Origin of the sequence: Schaalia cardiffensis, from assembly GCF_016405145.1 — a bacterium.
GTDB lineage: Bacteria > Actinomycetota > Actinomycetes > Actinomycetales > Actinomycetaceae > Pauljensenia > Pauljensenia cardiffensis.
In genome coordinates, this window is sequence record NZ_JAEKIA010000005.1 from 17,356 (window position 1) to 37,327 (window position 19,972).

Sequence of the window (19,972 nt, forward strand, 5' to 3'; positions counted from 1 at the left end):
AGCTTCGTTGATGTGGGTTCTCGGGGTGTGCCCAAGCGTCGGGGCGTTCGTTCCTTTTGTCTCTCATTGTCCATGAGCCCTGGGGTGTGCAGGCCGATTCGGGAAGATTCCCCTGCCTAATTTCGCCACAGCTTGTCAGCATGAGGATGGGGCGAAGGGCAAGGGCAGGGATCCGAGACGTGCTGGAGGACCGGTCTTCGCTCTTGAGTGACGAGGATTGAGATCTCCTTGTCCTCGGCGCCGCTAGGGAGCCCTGTACCCGCCTTGAGCGGAGACGCTTGAATCTGTTTTCCTCGGCGCCGCTTTTCGCCCCTGTCCGATGCTTGAGCGGGGAACCTCCGAGAAGGAGGGATTTCCTCCCTCGCACCCCTCACAATTCTCAGCCCTCAGGAGAAGACGATCCCTCAATGATCTCTTTTACTCCACTCTTGATTCATTCAAGCTTTTGACAATCTCCCCCTCCCCTCCTCGTCCGATATCCTGTTTTCCTTCAGAATTCGTACCATTCGAAGATTGGTCCAATCCTCGTCTTTTGATTCCCCATGTTTACCCGGAGTGAATTTGTCGCCTCGAAGGGACGCATAGTAGACAATAGAGAGGAACATTTTCGTCAAGGAGGCCGAGATGCCAGACATTACCGCGCCGGATTATCCGACGCTCTTCTTCTTTGAAACCGGAGAATGGTGGGACTACGCAATGCTGATCCTCGTGACAGCGGTGCTCGCAATAACCGCTTGGTTCGCGCAACGCAGCAAGTGGGCGGTCCTCCTGCTGTTCATCATTGTCCCGGTGGGTCTAACAATCTTCTGGTGGCCCTACTCCACGCAGGGCACCGCCTCAGCAGGATGGTTCCCGATCGTCAAACAGTACTCGGCCCTCGCTGGTTCCCTCTGCCTCGTCGCCCTCCAGTATGTTCCGTGCCTTCGATACAACCGTTGGTATCTGCTGATCCCCCCGGCGATCCTCACTCTCAACATCGTCGAGGCCGTGCTCCGCGATTTCCAGTGCTACAACATCCACGGCATTGACCCGACGCAGGGAATGGTGACCTGGGGCGGTCCGTGGAACATCATGAACGGCATCGCGGGCATCTTGAACGTCCTCATGATCTCCGGCTGGGTCGGGATCTTCGTCGCCAAGGGCAAGTCTAAAGCAATCGTGTGGGGTGACCTCACCCTCTGGTGGATCATCGCTTACGATGCCTGGAACTTCGCGTACTGCTACAACTGTTTGGCCGACCGTGCATGGTATTCGGCCCTGGCTCTGCTTGCTGCCTGTACGATTCCGGCGTTCCTCGGTTCGGGCAAGGGTTCGTGGATCCAGTACCGCGCCTACACCTTGACCTTCTGGTCGGCAGTTGTGCTCACCTTCCCGCACTTCATGCAAGATTCTGCTTTCGCGCACCGTTCTGCCCACAATCCGACGGCAATGTTCCTCGTCTCTGCACTTGCGCTCATCGTGAACATCGGGGTCGCGATCTACCACTTCCGCACAATCGTGCGTACACGACGTAATCCCTTCACCCAAGAGCTCTACGCGGACACGCCCGCATACGCGGCAATGATCCGCAATCATGCGAGCGAAAAAGACCAGGACCTCATTGCCGCGCGTATGGGAACCACCGCCACGGCCCTCGGCTACCGCTGAGAGGCTGACAAGGTTCACAGCTCCTGACACTCGCTGAGGGGCCAGCTGCCACTGAACCACCTCTGGTAGGCACCACGCCGCTCGGCGGCGCTCAAGCCCGGCGCCCGCTGAGGCTTCAGTAAGCACCACGGTGCTCAGCGCTCAAGTCCCCCGCACTCGCTGAGGCTCCCGCAAATGCTGGAGCCTCAGCCGTCGACGGAGCTATCGGCGCAAAACCTTCAAGAAGCACAAGGGATTCAAGAAGCTCTGAAGCTTTGGGAGCACTGAATCTCCTCACACTCAGCCCCTCATCAAGCTCAGCCTTTATCACGCTCAGCCCTCAGATACTCCGAAAACTCCCTCAAAACCATCGATCTCGACAGATGCCTCGCCCTCGCGGCGATGCCCGTCCCCTCTTCGAACAACACACACATACACAAAGGCTGTGGGCCCGCAGCAACGAGCCCACAGCCTTTATGCGTCTCAGTTGTTCTTGCCCCAATCGTGCAAATAGGTGCGCTCACGTTTTTGACGCATCTGCTCTTCCCAGGAGAAGGCCGGTTCACTCCACCCATCGAAGTAGGCCTCATCGACCTCGTCCTCCCAGGGAGTTCCCGGGCCTGTCGGCGGCCAAGTGGGATTATCCGTGACCGGCGGTCGGATCTCGGCCACTGCAGGCGATTGACGGCCGAAGCGCATCCACTGGGTCTGGGTATCTTCGAAGAAGGGCGTCCCATCCCAACGACCCGCAGGAGTGCTTGAAGCGAAGAAGCGTCCGCCGAGCAGGCCGCGCATGATCTTCGAGTGGAGTTGCTCCTTCTTCTTGAACTCCGCCACCCGCTTCACGTAGAGGTTCTGGATGTTCGTCATACATCCGCCCGCAAGCTCGATGTTCACCCAGTTCAGAGCCTTCATGAAGGGGGTTGCCGGCTCGTAGCCGATGCGCCAGTGGTTAATGAGGCGCGTTCGATCCCCCTTGAGGGGGACAACGTAGAAGCACCACGCGGCAGCGAAGTGAGTCATACCCGGGAAACGGAAGGCGTAGGAGCCGGGAGCCGCTGGCGGGTTCTTCGTATCCACCCACTGCACGAGGTACTTGCCGGGCACGACATCAGCCCACTCCATCGACATGCCATGGAAGTCGAAGGCCGCAATATCACCGGGCATGAGGGAATCGGGCTGCTGGAACTCCTCTTGGATCTCGTAGGAGTTGTAGAAGGGCAGACGAGCGAAGGCGCGCTCCATGAACTCGGTTGAGAAGGAGCCGGACTTGTCGCAGCCGATCTGCTTGAAGAGTCTCCACACCGCGTAGGCGGGTGCGTCAATCGTGATCGCGTAGGTCGAGGAATAGCCATTGTCGTAGTTCGCGTCGATCAAATCATCGGCGGGATAGCGCCACTTCTTCTCCGCTTCAGTCGCTTGGCCGAAGAACTGACTGAATCCGTACATGCCCCCGGCGATAAGCGCGCCAGCAATAGCTGCGGCTTTGAAATATCGCGCACCTGTCATTCCGTACACTCCTTTGTGTAAGAAAGCGGGAGAGCGTCTCATTACGCTCCCTCACAACGCCTCTCATCAAGCCTACTGAAGATTTTTCCTCTTTACCTACGACTATTGGCCCGCTTTTGCTCTAAAGACGCGAGTACTCTATTGGCCTAAGTCATTCCTTCAATGCCGCAGGAGCATCAGTGAGTACTTTTCTTGGACTTTGGGAAATCGGAACCCCGAAGGTCTACATCTTCTGGCTCATAGTGTTCGCCGCGCAGATCCTCATTGCAGAGATCAATCGTCGGTGGAACTGGACGATTTTCGCCCTCTGGACGATCGGCGGCATCGCGATCACCCCCTACGTCATCGGGCACGGCATCCCAATGGTCGGCTGGTTCCCCTTCGGTAAATTCGCCATCATGGTCGCAACCGCCACAATGACGGGCTTCCTGCTCTTCTACGGCAAACGCCACCCCGGCAAAGCCCACCGCTACGCGATCTGGTTCGGCGCGGCGCTGTGGATCGGCCTCGCCGTGAACATCATGGAGGCGAACATCCGAGACCTCACCATCTACTTCCAAGCGGACACCTACTACCAGTGCGCATCCGATTGGCAGTGCCTCAAGGCGATCGACGAGGCGAGGTCTATCCCCATGATCCCAGGCCTGCCCGAAACCCGTGACATCGCAGCCGCTGTCGGCACACCCGAGTGGTATCAAGCCGCCGCCCAGAACTTCACTGATCGTCATATCGGCATCGACCCGGCCACCGGCTTCCGCACGATCGGTGGCTACTGGAATATCCTCTCCGCCCTCGCAGGCCTGCTCAATATCATCACGATCACGGGGCTCGGCAAGATCATGATCACCTCGAACCCGAAGCAGAAGGTCAAGGGCCTGATCTGGATCGACATGGTGTGGCCCTGGGTGATCTGCTACGACCTGTGGAACCACGCATTCTTGTACAACTCGCTCGCCGACTACACCTGGTACTGCACTTTCGCTCTGCTTCTTGCCTGCACGGTCCCCGCCTTCACCTGGGCGAAGGGGCAGTGGATCTGGTTCCGCTGCTTCACCCTCATGTTCTGGATCGCCGCGAACAACATCGTCCCGGAAGTGCTCGTCAAACCCTCGTCTATGACGAACTTCGCGACAATGAACCCGATGGCGAACATTGTGTGCGCCTGGGCGGCCCTCATCGCGAATGTTGCCCTGTTCGTTTACTGGCTCTACAAGATCCTCAAGTACCGTCGCAACCCGATCACGGGAGTCTTGTACTGCGAGCTCTCCGAGTTCCGCACCATTGCACGCACGCACTTGGATGATGCAGACAAGTACTTCCTCACGGACTTCATTGAGCAGACTCCGAGCGAACTCGGCCTCGAGCCCTCCTCTTGCACACCTCCTCGTGACGGCTGGGTCGGCTGGATGCCCTGGTGGAAGGCCGACAAGCGTTACCCGAAGCCACGCACTCCCCTCTCAGCGGATCCGGTCATCGCAGCGAAGACTCGCGCTGATTCGAGCTGGGACGTCTGAGGATTCTCGCCGCCTCATGCCGACGAAGTCGGTATGAGGCGGCGCCTGGCCATGATCTTCCATTTTCCTCGGCGTATCACCCCCGCGCGGGCAAAATGATGCGCTGTCACAACAGACCAGCCTCACCCGCGTCAACGAAGATGACGGTCGCGTGATTCTTCGCCTCTGCGCTCATGCCCCCTCATGGCGGATCGGATTCCCCGAAGGACGCGGGAAGCACCTGTGCGCATAACCTGCCTGCTTTCGTGCTTGATCGGATTCCCTGAGGGCACGGGAAGCACCTGCGCAAGGAGTCGCCCGTTGGCCTTGTTGGTGCGGTTCCTGGTGGTCGGTGCCGGGGGCGGAGCAGTTGCTGTCGGCATAAGGCTGCGCCCCTGTCCGCAGATGATCCGGGGGTGACCTCCTTAGTCGAAGCAGTCAATGGCACGACATTGACTCCGTCCGGGTATGTGAAGGCCTAAGCGCCGCCGGTGATGATGAGCCGCACGACATCCGGATGCAGCGCAGGGTCAATCTTCGCGGCGAAGCGTGCAAGACTTGCCGAGGCCGCCTCAATGACGTCTTCATAGAAGCCGAGCTTGATTTCGACGAGAAGCAAAGGGCCGCCCGGATATTCGATGACGGCGTCGACTTCGGCACCGGCAGAGTCCCTCGCGTGACTGACGAGCTGCCCGGAATACACGCGCAGATCGTGGACCGCCTGTGATTCGAAGATCTGCCCCGCGTAGCGAAGATCGCCCAAGAGACTCTGAGGGTCGGCTAGAAGCGCGGCGACCGCGAGCGAAGGATCGGCGAGATGATGCTTCCCTTCTTTGCGCGGTGGGGCCTTTGAGGGTAGATGACTCGACTAGGCGGGCTGATCCTCAATCGCGAAGACCCGGGTGAGGGCGCCGGGGTATGAGGACACTGTCTCTCATGTCGGTTCCACATCGGAGGCAGGGCGAGATGGAGATTTCGGTCGAGACCCCGCGCGCGAGTGCGACGAGGAGCCGACGCACCCGCACTGGTTCGCGGCCGGTTCCTATTCCCGTCGCCAGCTCCACTTCAACGAGTGAGCTGAGGTAATCGCGAAACCCCTCGAGGAGGGTCGGGGTCATCTCATCGAGGAATCCCGGCCACCCGCCACATGCCAGGCGCTCAAGAATCTCGCGGAGTCTAAGCGTTGCTTTCCCCGCGCTGAACTTGTGCCCGGCGACAATGTCGCTGAGGCTGAGCGTGCGCGAAGAGTGTCCAGTTTCAGCGAAGGTCATCGTTGACATGCGGGCGCGGGCGAAACGCTCGGCTCCGCTATGTCGAGCAATATCCGCGCTCGGTGCCGCTGACCCCTGTGAGGATGAAGAGTCCTTTCGTCTTCTCCTTGTCAACGCGCCGACAAACGAAGTTCCAGAGCGCGGGGTGAAGATGCCATTCATCGCATCAGCCTGGGCGTCTCGCCGTCGAGGATCAGCTGCGGAGCTATCCCCTTGAGCTGTGCGACGTTGGGGTCGGTATCGACTTCGACGACGCTTCTGGCGCACTGGAGCGTTGTTTCGGTCTTCCCCAAGGCCTTCGGGCCTTCGATCACGACTGCACCGGCCCGCGCGAGGGCATGTCGCAGCTGGTGATCGGCGATGCATTCCCGGTAGTCCGTCATATTGAGAGTCAACGATCCGCCAGTTTGAAAGGCAAGTATCCGTCAGGTTGAGCAGGAACTATCCGCCACTTCAATAGTTGAATAACCGTCACTTTAAGAATCGTCTCTCCGTCGGCTTGCCGTTCTCAAGGGGGTTGACTCTCCCTGCTTCGCAGGGCGATTCCGTGCGGATGCCGCCTCTTCGGGTTTCGCGGCGAGGGTTCCCCAGCTTCGCACGACGATTCCAGGTTCACTCCCCGTACGGGACCCCCCTTGCTTCGCGCAGCGCAACAGCCTCTGTAACCCCAAACTGCCCACAAGGCGGACACTACTGGGCCCCAAGTCGCAGGATTTAGACTTTGACCAGGCGTTTTCCTTAAGACTCGAGGCATCAGGTCCGACTTGTGGACCACAACAACACAAAACCACGAGCCAACAGGCTCGCGGTTCATCTTGTGGAGCTAGGGGGATTCGAACCCCCGACCTCTTCCATGCCATGGAAGCGCGCTACCAACTGCGCCATAGCCCCGTATTGATTTGGTGTCTCCGTTCGGCGACTCGATAACTATAGCGGTCCGGGCACCGATTCGTAAAATTGAGAATCTGTGCTGGTCACCACACGAAGAAGGAGACTCCAGGAGGAATCGCTCTTACAGGGATCCGCATCGACCTCAGCACGAGAAGTGCCCCCGCGCTCCGGCTTCACAGGCTGTGCCGCTCAACCCCATAGGGCCCGCAACTTCCTCGCCTGTTGTATGCGGAGGCCTCGCCTTCGCCGTCCTCACCCGTTCCATGCGAAGCCTCGCGCTCTCGCTCCGGCTTCACGGGCTGCACGGCACTGTCCCGTATTGCCCAAAGCTTCCTCGCCCGTCCTATGCGATGCAGTCCAGCCACAATTCCCCGTGCCTCACGCCCCGCCGTCCCCGCCCACTCCCTTCACCCACTCGATCTGAAGGCCCCTGGCCCGGGTGCGGCACCGCATTCGCTTCAGGCTCCGAGAACATCCTCGCGGTAGCCAATGTTGTGCGCTGCCAGGCGCCACGCTCCCCGACCAGACGCTCCCGAACCGCCTCCACCGACATGCACCACCTCAGACCAGTGACAATTGTCCAAGCCCCGCATCTCGTCGAAAACCAAAGGGTCCAAGCCCATGAAAGTGACAAGAGCACGAGTAATCGCACTGCCATGCGAAACAAGGATCAGCGTCCCGCCCTCGTCCATCGAAGAGGCGGCCTCAAGGGCTGCAGCCCGCACGCGCAAACCCACAAGATCAGAACGTTCAATCCCCGCAGCCTCGGACTCGCCGCTTTCGCGCCACTGCGCCACCTCTGCAGGATGATCAACTTCAGCCTCAGCCGCGGTCTTGCCCTCGAAGACCCCGTAAGCGCGTTCAATGAGACGCTCATCCACCACGGGGCCCATGAAATCCGCACCCACGCCCTCAAACTCCTCGGCGATGATCGACGCCGTCTCAAAAGCCCGCGATAGGGGCGAACTCAGGATTCGCACCTGCCCGCCGGTGTCCAGGCCCTTCATCCGCACGAGCTGAAGGCTCGGCGTGACAATGCGGCACGCGAGAATGCGGCCCGCGTTGCGAGCCTGAAGGCGACCGTGGTCGTTCAGAGGATGATCAACGACCCCCTGGAAGCGCCTTTCAAGATTGAAGTTCGTCTGACCATGACGGACGAGGACGATGCGCTTCGCACCATTCATGAGAGCACCAAGGAATTCTCGCGAGGCTCCCTCAGATGCGTGATGGTCCCATCCGACCACAGCTTCTCTAAGGCGTAGTACTCGCGCTCCTCATCGGTGAGGACATGGACGACCAGATCCCCATAATCGATGAGGATCCAGCGGTTTCCCGTACGGCCCTCAATGCGCTCCGCTTCGACACCGCATTCGGCTTTGACCCGGTCGAGGATTTCCTCGGCAATCGCACGGACCTGGCGCTCAGAGGGAGCCGAGAGGATCAGGAAAGACCCCGCGATCGCGAGACGATCCGCCACATCCACCAGCACCGGATCACTCGCCAGCTTCTCCTGCGCCGCTGTGACGGCGACCTCGATCAGATCCGTGGTAGTCGTGGGCAAAACGTCTCCTTCTTCAGGTCCTGCTTCAGTCTTCATTGACGTAGAGATCATACTTCTTGATGTATTGGACGACGCCGTCGGGCACCAGATACCACACAGGCTTGCCCGCTTCGACGCGCGAACGGCAATCGGAAGACGAGATCGCCATCGCAGGCACCTCCACCAGCGAAACCGAATTGCGCGGCAGCCCCGATGCGTCCAGCACATGCCCTGGCCTCGTGACCCCGATGAAGTGAGCCATGTCGAAGAGCTTGTCCGCGTCCTTCCATTGCACGATCTGCGCGAGAGCATCGGCGCCGGTGATGAAGTAGAAGTCCGTGTCCTCGGGATATTCGGCTTTGAGATCACTGAGGGTGTCGATCGTGTAGGTCGTCCCGCCCCGGTCGATGTCCACGCGCGAGACCGTGAACTTCGGGTTCGAGGCCGTAGCAATGACCGTCATGAGGTAACGGTGCTCAGCAGAGGTCACTTTCCGTCCGGCCTTGAAGGGTTGCATCGCGGTCGGCACGAAGATCACCTGGTCCAGGTGGAAGAACTCCATCACTTCTGAAGCCGCGACAAGGTGCCCATGGTGGATCGGATCGAAAGTGCCACCCATGATGCCGATCGAGCGACGAGGGCGAGCCCGGGTGCACTCTTTCGGAGTCGAGCTCGTGACAGCGCACTCGTGGCGGGCTCCCTGGCCTTCGGCAAGAGACGCGGATGAGGCCCGCGAGCAGGGCGCGTCCTCGGAGCCTTGAACGCCCAAGGGAAGAGGCTCCGATTGAGACTCTGGAGCGTTGCGCGCACTCACGGGCGGATTGTCCCTTCTCCTTCGATGATCCACGTCGAGGTCGTGAGTTCACTGAGCCCCATTGGGCCGCGAGCATGAAGCTTCTGAGTTGAAATCCCGATCTCAGCGCCGAGCCCCACCTGCCCCCCATCCGTGAAGCGAGTGGAGGCGTTAATCGCGATCGCGGCCGAATCCAGTTCCGTGCGGAAACGATTCGCCGAGGTGAGGGAGCGCGTGCAAATCGCCTCAGTGTGCCCGCTCGAATACCTGCGGATGTGTTCGAGCGCTTCGTCGATGGAGTCAACGACCCTCACTGCGAGGTCCATTGACAAAAACTCCCTCGCCCAATCGTCCTCGACTACCGGCTTGAGGTATTTCGCCGGGATCGCGTCCGAAGCGCTCGCGATACTCATGGCGCGCTCATCCAGGTGGAGAGTCACTCCCGCAGCGGCGAGTTGTCTCAGCGCGCTCGAGCAGAAGGCCTCGGCCTCGTCAATGTGGACGAGGAGGGTTTCGGCGGCGTTGCACACTCCGACGCGCTGGGTTTTCGCGTTCATGATGATCTTCTCAGCGGCTTCAAGATCAGCACCCGAGTCAACGTACACGTGGCAATTCCCGGTACCCGTCTCAATGACGGGGACGATGGAGTTCTCGACGACCGCGCGGATGAGGCCTGCGCCTCCTCGGGGAATGAGGACATCAATGCCGCCACGCGCCTTCATCATGGCTGTTGCTCCCGCGCGGCCAAAAGAGTCGACGCTTTGGACGAGGTCGGCGGGAAGTCCGAGGGAGACGAGTGCCTCGCGCATGACGCCAATGATTGCCTTATTCGATTCTTGTGCTGCACTTCCACCGCGCAGGATCACGGCATTGCCAGCTTTCAGGGCGAGCACGGCGGCGTCGATCGTGACGTTCGGGCGGGCCTCGTAGATCATGCCGATGACTCCCATCGGCACGCGAAGTTGGGTGATGCGCAGCCCCAATTCGTTGCGTGTGCCGCGGATGACTTCCCCGACGGGGTCCGGCAGGGCTTCGACCTCACGGACTGAATTCGCGATCGCTTCGATGCGCTCGGGGGTGAGGGCGAGCCTGTCAAGGAGGCCTCCGCTCATCTGATTGTCACGGCCGCGCGCCAGGTCAGACTCGTTCGCGCGAAGAATCTCCTCTGAGCGTTCGACGATCGCTGTCGCAATCGCTTCGAGCGCCTGGTTCTTCAAACCGGTCGTCGCATTCGCGAGTACCCGTGAAGCGGCTCGGGCAGCGTCGGTGAGGCCGGAAATATCGGGAAGCTGGTCCATTGACCCATCATCGCACAGCCCAATAAAAGGAGGGGAAAGCGCCAAGAGGAGGGGATGACGACAAAAGGAGGGGATATAACCCCTCCAGACTTCGTCAACCCCTCCACTCGCGCTTGGAGGACATCGAGGTTCGAACGGTGTTGCCCGGCTGTTGGATAACCCCTCCACTCGCGCTTGGAGGACGCGCGGCCACGAACTCGCTGAGCACAAGGAGTAGGTCCAACGAACTCACGTTCAAGGCAGTGACCAGCCCAGGAAACCACACTCCAGGAGGCCCACGCTCAGAGAAGCTTGAAACCTAGGACACTGTAGTCCCAGGGAATCCCAGGACTGGGGACGCTGTAGTCCCCGGGAAGCCCACTACCAGAGAAGTCCAAGCCCAGGGATTCTCAAGCCCCCGTCCCTTTTAGAGCAGCGGCGCCAAATCATCACGATGCACAACGGGCTTCGGATGCGCCCATCCGGCCAAGCGCAGATCCGCAGCGGACTGGCCCGCCATCTGCGCAATCGTATCGGAATCATAGGAGACGATGCCGCGCCCCAGCAGCCCGGTCGGTCCCGCAATGTCGACAACTTCTCCAGAATCAAAATGCCCGATAACGCTCGTCACCCCAGCGGCAAGCAAAGACTTCTTCCCGCGGGTAATGGCGCGCGAAGCCCCTTCATCGACAATCACCTCACCTCGGGCCGGAGCAGCGTGCGCGATCCACAAGCGCCGCGACGCAGGACGAACCGAGGAGGGCTCGAACCACGTACCCATGTCCTCACCGCTGAGAACTTCACCAAGATGATCAGCACTGGCAAGGACCACGCCAATGCCGGAGGATGCGGCCATTGTCGCCGCCTGCACCTTCGTCACCATGCCCCCCGAGCCGATCTTCGAGGCGGCCCCTGTGACGAGAACCGAGTGCAGCTGGTCAGTGGAGGTCACTTCGCGGATCAGCTCAGAGCCCGGGTGGCTCGGCGGCGCGGTGTAGAGCCCATCAACATCCGTCAAAAGCACGAGGGCGTCAGCTGCGACCATCTGCGCCATATATGAGGCAAGGCGGTCATTGTCTCCGAAACGGACCTCACGAGTGGTGACCGCATCATTCTCATTGATGATGGGGACGACGCCGAGACCGAGGAGACGATCAAGGCTCGCCCGAACATTCGTGTAATGCTGTCGCAGCATGACATCCTCGGTCGTGAGAAGCAGCTGTGCCACATCGAGGTGATGAGCCTGGAAGGCGGCCTGCCAACGGGCGACGAGGAGTCCTTGCCCCATTGCGGCTGCAGCCTGCACAGAAGCAAGATCCCACGGGCGCGAGGAAAACCCGAGGGGATCGAGCCCAGCAGCGACCGCACCGGAGGAGACGATGAGGATTTCTTTGCCGGGAGAACGCCAGCGTGCGACGAGGCGGGCAACCGAGTCGATCCGGTTGAGGTCGAGGCCCCCATCCTCGCGGGTCAGAGAGGACGAGCCGATCTTCACGACGATGCGCCCGGCCTCGTTCAGGCGTCCTCGCAGTGAGCCGATCATTTCGAGCCCTTCTCAACGTCGGGATCGGTCCAGATGCCCTGTTGGCGTTCGGTCCACAGCTCTTCACGGGCCGCACTCTTCGCATCCATCACCTGGTGGTAGACCTCGCGCTTCTGCTTGCGGGTCGGACGAGAGCTCTGCTCAATGCGCAGGTCGGTGCCGCGTTGTCCAAGAAGCTCGGGCCCGGTTGTGAGAGTCGGCTCCCAGTCGAAGACGATCCCGGAGTCGAGATCACCGATGACGACCGTATCGCCAGCGAAAGCACCGGCCTTCATCAAAGCGTCCTCCACCCCGGCTGCCGCCAAGCGATCGGCGAGGTAGCCGACGGCCTCGTCGTTCATGAAGTCGGTTTGGCGAACCCAACGCTCGGGCTTGTCACCGCGAATTTGGTAGACCTCCTCGCCATCCTTATGGGTCAGGCGTACCGTAATCGCCTCCCGAGAACCGACGGCCTTCGGGCGGATCACGGAGCGCGCCGCTTCCAATTCGGGAAGAGACGCTCGGTGTTCGAGGACGAGGCGAGCCAAAGTGAAGGAGAGCTCCTTGAGGCCCTCATGCGTCACGGCGGAAACCTCATGAATCGGCCAGCCGAACTGTTCAAGATCGGGACGCATGATCTCGGCGAGGTCGCGCCCATCGGGAACATCGACTTTGTTGAGGACGATGACGCGGGGCCGCTCCATCAGGGGCACATAGCCTTCGAGCTGACCGAGGTCGCCCTGATAGGCTCCGAGCTCCGCTTCGATTGTTTGCAGGTCGGCGAGAGGTTCACGGTCCGATTCGTAGGCTGCGGTGTCGAGGACGTGGACAATGACACCACAACGCTCAATATGGCGCAGGAAGTCGAGGCCGAGTCCTTTGCCTTGTGACGCTCCGGGGATGAGGCCGGGGACGTCGGCGATCGTGTAGCGGGTGTCCCCCGCCTGAACGACCCCGAGGTTCGGGATGAGGGTCGTGAAGGGGTAATCCGCGATCTTCGGGCGCGCTGCTGACATGGCCGCGATGAGAGAGGATTTGCCCGCCGAGGGGAAACCCACAAGGGCGACATCGGCAACGGATTTGAGTTCGAGGACGACATCGCGCTCCTCACCAGGTTCACCAAGGAGAGCAAAACCCGGTGCCTTTCGAGCCTTCGATGCGAGTGCCGCATTACCAAGCCCGCCTCTGCCGCCTTCGGCAACGACGTAGCGCGATCCTGCGCCGGTCAGATCTGCGAGCAGTTCGCCCTTCTTGGATTTCACAACCGTCCCATCGGGAACCGGAAGGATAATGTCTTGACCGTTCTTGCCCTGGCGGAAGTCCCCCATTCCGCCTGTACCCGATTGGGCGCGCTGGTGAGGTGAGCGGTGATAGCTGAGCAGAGTCGTCACTTGAGGGTCGACTTCGAGGATGACGGAGCCGCCGTTACCGCCGTCGCCGCCGTCGGGTCCGGCGAGGGGCTTGAACTTTTCTCGTTTAATGGAGGCGACGCCGTTGCCGCCGTCGCCGCCTGCGGCATGGATGGTCACTCGGTCAATGAAATCCGCCATGTCATGTCCTCAAGTTGTTTGAAGGGCCCCGTGTCCTTCGAGGAGCCCGGTGAATCGTAGAAGATTCGCCCACCTGTACTCAGCCTGTCACGGCAAGCAGGAGAGGGGGATGTGAAAAGGGCGCCCGGCAAGCGCCGGACGCCCCTCCACAAGGCTGATCTCAGGCAGAGACCGACTCAACGACGTTGACGACCTTACGGTCGCGCTTCACGCCGAACTCGACCGCACCCGCACGGAGCGCGAAGAGAGTGTCATCCTTGCCGCGGCCGACGCCGTCGCCCGGGTGGAAGTGGGTACCACGCTGGCGAACGATGATCTCACCGGCGTTGACGAACTGGCCGCCGTAGCGCTTCACGCCGAGGCGCTGAGCGTTCGAGTCACGGCCGTTACGGGAGGAGCCAAGGCCCTTCTTATGTGCCATCAGAAACTTCTTTCTGCTCGAATCGGTCTGCGGTCAGGCGATCTCAGTGATCTTGACGACCGACATCTTCTGACGGTGTCCCTGGCGCTTGCGGTAGCCCGACTTGTTCTTGTACTTGATGATGGAGATCTTCGGACCCTTAGCGGAATCCACGACCTCTGCCTTGACGGTGACCTTGCCCAGCTTGGCAGCGTCGACGGTGATGGCATCGCCATCAACCAGCATCAGCGGCTGAAGCTCGATGCTGGAGCCGATTTCCTCGGCAAGCTTGTCGACGACGACGACGTCACCGACGGACACCTTTTCCTGCCGGCCGCCAGCCTTGACGATCGCGTAGACCACGTTGGAGCTCATCTCTTCTCGATTCGGAACGGGGACTGTCTCACTTCTCAGCTCAGTGCCTAGAAACAGTCATCCCGCTGGCGCTCGTTGCGCCGACGATCAAATTTAGCTGAATACCGCCGCGAGGGGCAACTTACAGGGGTTCTCTCAACCCCATTTTTGCTGTGCGATTCCACACCTCGAACTTTCGAAGACTCGCCGCATCGTGGGCTTGCATCTGCCGAATAGTGCCGGAGCTGCACCCGGAGCTATTCTCTGTTCCTCTTCAACCTCCTCGCAGTGCGGCATGCGCCCGCCAGGAGGGTCGGAGCGCCCCTCATGTGACGCACTGCAACACATGGCGGTCCAGCATCGATCCCCAGGCACCCAGCTTTTCAACGCCAGCATTTTCGAGGATGCATTGGGGATCCGAGAAGCGCCTGATTGAGTTCCTCCCACGACTCGGCTCCTCGATCGCACAAAAGAAGCGTCGCCCCTGGGCTCCGCATGAGCCCCTTCGACGCGCACAGACATTAGAAACTGCGTGATACCTGGCGCACTGGACACCCGCCAACTCTTGCCCGCGCACAGGACTCAGCTCTCTTCGGGCAACTGGACTGTGCGTGACACTGAGTCCCCTTCCCCGTGTACTGGCATCAGAAGCTCACCTCACAATCGGCGCGTCCTTTGGCTGGGCTTCTTGCCTGCGCCCAGACATCAGCGATGCATCCAAGCGAACATTCAACAAGCTGGCGATCCCCTTTCTTCACACTGAGATCAGAACCCGGGCTGTCCATTGTCCGCACGCGAATCGCCGCTCCCGATCACGAGAACGGCAATTCATGCCCTGAGGAGTTCACCCGGCATCGATGACGCCAGTCGAGGCGACGCGCCGACGACGCTTCGACGTGGTTTCCTTCTTCATCTCTGGCGCGTCCTTCGCCTCGGGAAGAGCAATCAAGTCAGTCGACATGAGAGCTGTCGGAGTGGAAGGAGTCTCTTGGCGCTTCGGCAGTTCAATGCTCAAGGCGGGGGTGAGAGCTGCCGGTTCTACCGATTCTGAGGAGACCTGGCGACGGCGACGCCGTTTCACAGTCTCCTCTTGCGGCACAGTCTGGGAGGAAACCTCACTCGCAAAAGACTTCTCGCCCGGTTTCGTCGCCTTCCGCCTCTGAGCGGGAGGGCGAGTCTCCTGCGCGGCCTCACCCGCTTCTTGAGACTCCATTGACATGGGTTCAGCCTCGCGGCGATTCGGCGTGGGTTCGAGGGCGGGGATCATCGGCTCTTCAGTAAGGGAGAGCACACGACGGCGCCGACGAGGGCGTGGCTGACGCTCCCCCGGATGGTCGTTCTCCACCTGCTCTTGCCCAGTCGTCTCCTCCTCAACGGCTACTTCCTGGGTCTTCACCTCAGCCTTCACCACGTCAACCTCGTGGGGCTCAGCATGCGAGGCCAACTCCGCCAAAGCACCTGAATCGTTCTTGGGCTTCGACTCTTCGTCGCTCGCGGGGATGTCCACTGACTGAGCTGCGCCCGAGCGACGACGCCTCGCGGGACGCTTGTGGGCGGGAGGCTCTTCAAAGGCTTCAGCCTGCACCTGAGCGCCCTCAAGCTGCAAAGAATCTACGTCATTGTGATCCGGAACGCTTTCAGTCTTCTCGACTGAATCTTCGGCCTTGCGGCTCGCCGCAGCGATCGCCGAAAGAGCCCGCTTGGCCTTTTCATGATCGACATCGTCATCAACACGACGCGACTCTGGAGCGCTCTTCTTGCGCTTATCCTTCTTCGGAGCGCTGCCCGTACGATCCTGCGCCCCCGTGGTCTCCACCGGATGATCGTGGACGATGAAGCCGCGTCCCTCACAGGCTTCGCAGCTGGTGGAGAAGGCTTCAACGAGCCCCTCGCCGACGCGTTTACGCGTCATCTGGACCAGACCGAGAGAGGTGATCTCCGTGACTTGATGGCGAGTGCGATCGCGCCCCAGGCACTCGACGAGGCGGCGGAGCACGAGGTCACGATTCGACTCGAGGACCATGTCGACGAAGTCGACAATGATGATCCCTCCGATGTCACGCAGACGCAGTTGGCGGACGATCTCTTCTGCGGCTTCGAGATTATTCTTCGTCACCGTCTCTTCGAGAGTGCCCCCGGCGCCGATGAACTTACCGGTGTTGACATCGACAACGGTCATCGCCTCCGTGCGATCAATGATGAGCGTGCCGCCCGAAGGCAACCAGACTTTACGGTCCATGCCCTTCGCGAGTTGTTCGTCGATCCGATGCGCGTGGAAGACATCATCGTTGCCGACCCACTGCTCGACCCGATCGGAAAGCTCGGGCGAGAGTTCGTCGACGTAGTCCTTCACTGTGGAATAGGTGTCGGGACCTTGGATGAGGAGCTTCGCGAAATCTTCATTGAAGATGTCGCGAACCACACGGACCGCAAGCTCGGGTTCGCCGCGAAGCAGAACCGGCGCGGACTTCGTGTGAGTCTGTTTTGCTTCAATATCAGCCCATTGCTTCGTCAGACGTGCAACATCATCGCGGATCTGTTCTTCGCTGGCGCCCTCGGCGGCGGTGCGAACGATCACGCCCGCACCCGTGGGAACAACCTGTTTGAGGATCTTCTTCAAACGGGTGCGCTCACGATCGGGAAGCTTGCGAGAGATTCCCATCATCGAACCGTTGGGGATGAGCACGAGGTAGCGCCCAGCCAAGGTGATCTGGCTGGTCAGTCGGGCACCCTTGTGCCCAATCGGATCCTTCGTCACTTGGACGAGGACGGCGTCACCGGATTTGAGGGCCGATTCGATGCGTCGTGGTTTACCTTCGAGGCCCACAGCATCCCAATTCACTTCACCGGCGTACAGGACAGCATTGCGACCACGACCAATATCGACGAAGGCCGCTTCCATCGAAGGCAAGACGTTTTGCACGCGACCCAGGTAGATGTTGCCGACCATCGACTTCTGGGTGCGACGAGCGACGTAGTGTTCGACAAGGAGGCCATCCTCGAGGATCGCGATCTGGTCGAGGCCCTCGTGATCGCGGATCACCATCTCACGCTTCACGGATTCGCGACGAGCGAGGAATTCGGACTCAGTAATGCCGTGACGACGACGGCCCTCACGCCGCCCTTCTTTGCGACGCTGCTTCTTCGCCTCAAGGCGAGTCGAACCCTTCAGAGCTGTCACCTGGTCGTTCGGATCGCTCTCCTCTAAGGCGGAGGGACGGGTGCGGCGACGACGCCGACGATGACTCGAGGTCCCTTCTTCTTCGTTCTCCTGTGAAGAATCCTCGGCGCCTTCTTGGGCGGCAAGATCCTCAGAGGATTGAGCGCCATCCTCTTCAGGGGTTACCTCTTCTTTCACCTTGCGGGTGCGGCGCTTGCGTTTGGGCGTGTCCGAACTCTCGGATTCCGCCTCCTCCTTCACTGTCTCGTCCTTCGCCTTGCGGGTACGACGCTGACGCTTGGGAGCTTCATGTTCTTCTAAGTCTTGCGAGGGAATACTCGGAGGCAGCGGCTCCGCGGCTTTGAACACGGGTGCGTGGAACAGCAGTGACGCTGCGGGGGTTTCCGGAGTCGAATTCATCGAATCGGTAGTCAACGGTTCTCCATTTGTTGGCACGCGCCCCGCACCGGGCTGCGCCCTCGTACTCGCCCGCAGGGGGCGGAAAGCCTGACGGTTCATGCGTCGCACGAAGCGCTATGCCGGAGCCTGAGGCACCGTCGGCACTGCACACGCCGCGAGGGTGCGCTCACGACGTCCGATATCAGAACTCATTGTCGCACAGTCCCATCCCGGCGTCCCACCACCCCCGTCCTGAGCGCGAAAGACTCCACGTGTTGAGAGTGTGAAAAAGTCCATTGAAAGAGTCCACTTGGGCGCGAAGGGCAGCTTGGGTATGCGGGTAGGACTTGAGCACAAAGACAAGCTTCGAAGAAGAGGACGGGCGTACACAACCCACGGTCGCACACACCCCTTGAAATACGCGAGGTCTTTTATTTTCACGGGTTGGAAGAGTGAGAATTCCAAGCTTTGCTGGCGAATGCCATGGGTATGTCAGAAAACAGGGCCTAAAGTCCCTCAAGGCTCCGAAGACAGAGGATTTTAGGCTATCGTGGCCGCAAGCATAAGACGATGGTCCCAAACCAGCGTCAAGCCGTCCCCCTATCCATCGAGCTTTTCTTCAAGGAAGGCGAGCACTCATGACCCTCGCGCAAGCAGCGCTCGACTCTGTAACGATCGGACGATGGCAGTTCGGTATTACCACCGTCTACCACTTCATCCTCGTCCCGCTGACCATCGGCATGTCGCTGATGGTCGCCCTCATGCAGACGTTCTGGCACAAGACCGGCAAGGAGCACTGGCTCCAAGCCACCCGTTTCTTCGGCAAGCTTCTCCTCATCACCTTCGCCCTCGGTGTCGCAACAGGCATCGTCCAGGAATTCCAGTTCGGCATGAACTGGTCGGAATACTCTCGATACGTCGGCGACATCTTCGGCGCACCGCTCGCCGTTGAAGCCCTCCTCGCCTTCTTCCTCGAATCGACCTTCCTCGGCCTGTGGATCTTCGGTTGGGGCCGCCTGTCCAAGACCCTCCACCTCGTCTCCATCTGGTGCGTTGCCATCGGCACGATGCTCTCCGCCCTGTGGATCCTCGGAGCGAACTCCTGGATGCAGCACCCTGTCGGCGCAACCTTCAACGCTGAAACCGGTCGAGCCGAACTCGATAAAGCCACAGGCTTCTTCCAGATCGTCGCCAACCCGGTCCTCTTCTGGGAATTCACCCACGTCATCACCTCCGCCTGGCTCATCGCCGGTTCCGTGATCGCTGGACTCGCCACCTGGTGGATGATCCGCGCACACCGCTCCGATACCGAGCTTGGCCGTGAGCAAGCCCTCAATGTGTGGCGCCCGATCGCCCGCTTCGGCTTCGTCGTCGTTCTCGTTGGCGGCCTGGGCGTTACCACCACCGGCCACTTCCAGGGCCAGGAAATCGTTGAACTCCAGCCAATGAAGATGGCCGCAGCTGAGGGCATCTGCATGGACGCCAAGGGGGCTGCCTTCACTGTCGCACAGTTCGGCTCCTGCCCCCTCGAAGGTGACACCCCCGAGCCCACCAAGTTCGTCGAAGTTCCCGGAGTTGCGGCCTTCATGTCGCACAACGACTTCAACGCCGAGGTTCAGGGCGTGGCTGACATCCAGAAGCGCATGGTCGACCTTCTCAACGCAAACCCCGATTTCACTGCGAAGTACGGCGATGCTGCTCAGTACGACTTCCGTCCCCCCCAGATGGCCTCCTTCTGGAGCTTCCGCCTCATGATCGCCCTGGGCATGGTCGCTTTCCTCGTTGGCGCTTGGGGCCTGTGGGCAACCCGCAAGGGCGCTGTTTCGGATAACAAGTGGCTCGGACGTCTTGCACTCCTCAACATGCCACTGCCCTTCATCGCCGCTTCCTTCGGTTGGATCTTCACAGAAATTGGACGTCAGCCCTGGATCGTCATGCCGAACCTCAAGGGTCTTGAGAACGGTGATCCGGTCGGCTCCGTCATGCTGATGACCGACTCCGCCATTTCGCCGAATGTGCCCGCCGCTCAGATGCTGGCGACCCTCATCGGCTTCACCCTCCTCTACGCGATTCTCGGCGTCATCTGGTTCGTCCTCATGAAGCGCTACGCCCTTGAGGGCATCCATTCATCGAAGAAGACCCACGAGGGCGAGACCGTCGGCGCTCTGTCCTTCGGCTACTGAGAAC

Annotated in this window: 15 protein-coding genes, 1 tRNA gene and 1 pseudogene; 3 read left to right on the plus strand and 14 right to left on the minus strand. The window is 60.4% G+C overall.

The window, feature by feature from the left end; all coding sequences use genetic code 11:
• Window positions 1-624: 624 nt before the first annotated feature.
• On the plus strand, window positions 625-1,647 hold the full coding sequence (locus JFX23_RS03935; protein WP_198775826.1) for a DUF5692 family protein: 1,023 nt from the start codon (window positions 625-627) through the stop codon (window positions 1,645-1,647).
• 462 nt (window positions 1,648-2,109) lie between these two features.
• Here the strand turns inward: JFX23_RS03935 and JFX23_RS03940 are convergent, their stop codons facing one another.
• Complete coding sequence (locus JFX23_RS03940) at window positions 2,110-3,135, minus strand: hypothetical protein (RefSeq protein ID WP_198775827.1); 1,026 nt, start codon at window positions 3,133-3,135, stop codon at window positions 2,110-2,112.
• Between the two features lie 179 nt (window positions 3,136-3,314).
• On the opposite strand from JFX23_RS03940, the gene JFX23_RS03945 reads away from it, so the two are divergent.
• The gene (locus tag JFX23_RS03945; RefSeq protein WP_198775828.1) at window positions 3,315-4,649 is read left to right on the plus strand and encodes a DUF5692 family protein; all 1,335 of its coding nucleotides are present in this window, start codon (window positions 3,315-3,317) and stop codon (window positions 4,647-4,649) included.
• A 457-nt stretch (window positions 4,650-5,106) separates the two neighbouring features.
• Here the strand turns inward: JFX23_RS03945 and JFX23_RS03950 are convergent.
• From JFX23_RS03950 to JFX23_RS04010, 13 genes and pseudogenes are all read right to left on the minus strand, one after another.
• Window positions 5,107-5,457 (minus strand): annotated as a pseudogene (locus JFX23_RS03950) (DUF4143 domain-containing protein); the annotation flags it as partial.
• 55 nt (window positions 5,458-5,512) lie between these two features.
• The gene (locus JFX23_RS03955) at window positions 5,513-5,899 is read right to left on the minus strand and encodes a hypothetical protein (protein WP_198775829.1); all 387 of its coding nucleotides are present in this window, start codon (window positions 5,897-5,899) and stop codon (window positions 5,513-5,515) included.
• 158 nt (window positions 5,900-6,057) lie between these two features.
• A complete protein-coding gene (locus JFX23_RS03960) occupies window positions 6,058-6,282 on the minus strand; it encodes a hypothetical protein (protein ID WP_198775830.1) in 225 nt (74 codons plus the stop codon).
• A gap of 435 nt (window positions 6,283-6,717) precedes the next feature.
• Window positions 6,718-6,790 (minus strand) — tRNA-Ala (locus JFX23_RS03965).
• A 458-nt stretch (window positions 6,791-7,248) separates the two neighbouring features.
• Complete coding sequence (locus tag JFX23_RS03970) at window positions 7,249-7,974, minus strand: histidine phosphatase family protein (protein ID WP_198775831.1); 726 nt, start codon at window positions 7,972-7,974, stop codon at window positions 7,249-7,251.
• Window positions 7,971-8,351: a ribosome silencing factor gene (gene rsfS, locus JFX23_RS03975; protein ID WP_198775832.1), complete on the minus strand. Its 381-nt coding sequence runs from the start codon at window positions 8,349-8,351 to the stop codon at window positions 7,971-7,973. Before rsfS ends, JFX23_RS03970 begins: the two co-directional genes overlap by 4 nt.
• 25 nt (window positions 8,352-8,376) lie before the next feature.
• A complete protein-coding gene (nadD, locus tag JFX23_RS03980; protein ID WP_051057826.1) occupies window positions 8,377-8,949 on the minus strand; it encodes a nicotinate-nucleotide adenylyltransferase in 573 nt (190 codons plus the stop codon).
• 191 nt (window positions 8,950-9,140) lie between these two features.
• Window positions 9,141-10,421, minus strand: coding sequence for a glutamate-5-semialdehyde dehydrogenase (locus JFX23_RS03985; protein ID WP_198775834.1), 1,281 nt, complete (start codon window positions 10,419-10,421; stop codon window positions 9,141-9,143).
• A 406-nt stretch (window positions 10,422-10,827) separates the two neighbouring features.
• Window positions 10,828-11,943 carry a glutamate 5-kinase gene (proB, locus tag JFX23_RS03990; protein WP_198775835.1) on the minus strand — a complete coding sequence of 372 codons (1,116 nt, stop codon included), beginning with the start codon at window positions 11,941-11,943 and terminating at the stop codon, window positions 10,828-10,830.
• Complete coding sequence (gene obgE, locus JFX23_RS03995; RefSeq protein ID WP_198775836.1) at window positions 11,940-13,472, minus strand: GTPase ObgE; 1,533 nt, start codon at window positions 13,470-13,472, stop codon at window positions 11,940-11,942. Before obgE ends, proB begins: the two co-directional genes overlap by 4 nt.
• Window positions 13,473-13,632: 160 nt before the next feature.
• Complete coding sequence (rpmA, locus tag JFX23_RS04000; RefSeq protein WP_005961587.1) at window positions 13,633-13,893, minus strand: 50S ribosomal protein L27; 261 nt, start codon at window positions 13,891-13,893, stop codon at window positions 13,633-13,635.
• Window positions 13,894-13,926: 33 nt separating this feature from the next.
• Entirely contained in the window at window positions 13,927-14,247 is a 321-nt protein-coding gene (gene rplU / locus JFX23_RS04005; RefSeq protein ID WP_083879432.1) for a 50S ribosomal protein L21, read from the minus strand.
• An 823-nt stretch (window positions 14,248-15,070) separates the two neighbouring features.
• Window positions 15,071-17,821 (minus strand): Rne/Rng family ribonuclease, encoded by a 2,751-nt coding sequence (locus JFX23_RS04010; RefSeq protein ID WP_198775837.1) that lies wholly within the window; start codon window positions 17,819-17,821, stop codon window positions 15,071-15,073.
• A gap of 602 nt (window positions 17,822-18,423) precedes the next feature.
• Here JFX23_RS04010 and JFX23_RS04015 point away from each other — a divergent pair.
• On the plus strand, window positions 18,424-19,968 hold the full coding sequence (locus JFX23_RS04015) for a cytochrome ubiquinol oxidase subunit I (protein ID WP_198775838.1): 1,545 nt from the start codon (window positions 18,424-18,426) through the stop codon (window positions 19,966-19,968).
• Window positions 19,969-19,972 lie beyond the last annotated feature (4 nt).

Bases quoted from the DNA above. Each gene is read 5' to 3' on its own strand.
- JFX23_RS03935 (WP_198775826.1), top strand. From the start codon at position 625: ATGCCAGACATTACCGCGCCGGATTATCCGACGCTCTTCTTCTTTGAA.
- JFX23_RS03940 (WP_198775827.1), bottom strand. From the start codon at position 3,135: ATGACAGGTGCGCGATATTTCAAAGCCGCAGCTATTGCTGGCGCGCTT.
- JFX23_RS03955 (WP_198775829.1), bottom strand. From the start codon at position 5,899: ATGACCTTCGCTGAAACTGGACACTCTTCGCGCACGCTCAGCCTCAGC.
- JFX23_RS03960 (WP_198775830.1), bottom strand. From the start codon at position 6,282: ATGACGGACTACCGGGAATGCATCGCCGATCACCAGCTGCGACATGCC.
- JFX23_RS03970 (WP_198775831.1), bottom strand. From the start codon at position 7,974: ATGAATGGTGCGAAGCGCATCGTCCTCGTCCGTCATGGTCAGACGAAC.
- nadD (WP_051057826.1), bottom strand. From the start codon at position 8,949: ATGGGTGGCACTTTCGATCCGATCCACCATGGGCACCTTGTCGCGGCT.
- JFX23_RS03985 (WP_198775834.1), bottom strand. From the start codon at position 10,421: ATGGACCAGCTTCCCGATATTTCCGGCCTCACCGACGCTGCCCGAGCC.
- proB (WP_198775835.1), bottom strand. From the start codon at position 11,943: ATGATCGGCTCACTGCGAGGACGCCTGAACGAGGCCGGGCGCATCGTC.
- obgE (WP_198775836.1), bottom strand. From the start codon at position 13,472: ATGGCGGATTTCATTGACCGAGTGACCATCCATGCCGCAGGCGGCGAC.
- rpmA (WP_005961587.1), bottom strand. From the start codon at position 13,893: ATGGCACATAAGAAGGGCCTTGGCTCCTCCCGTAACGGCCGTGACTCG.
- rplU (WP_083879432.1), bottom strand. From the start codon at position 14,247: ATGAGCTCCAACGTGGTCTACGCGATCGTCAAGGCTGGCGGCCGGCAG.
- JFX23_RS04015 (WP_198775838.1), top strand. From the start codon at position 18,424: ATGACCCTCGCGCAAGCAGCGCTCGACTCTGTAACGATCGGACGATGG.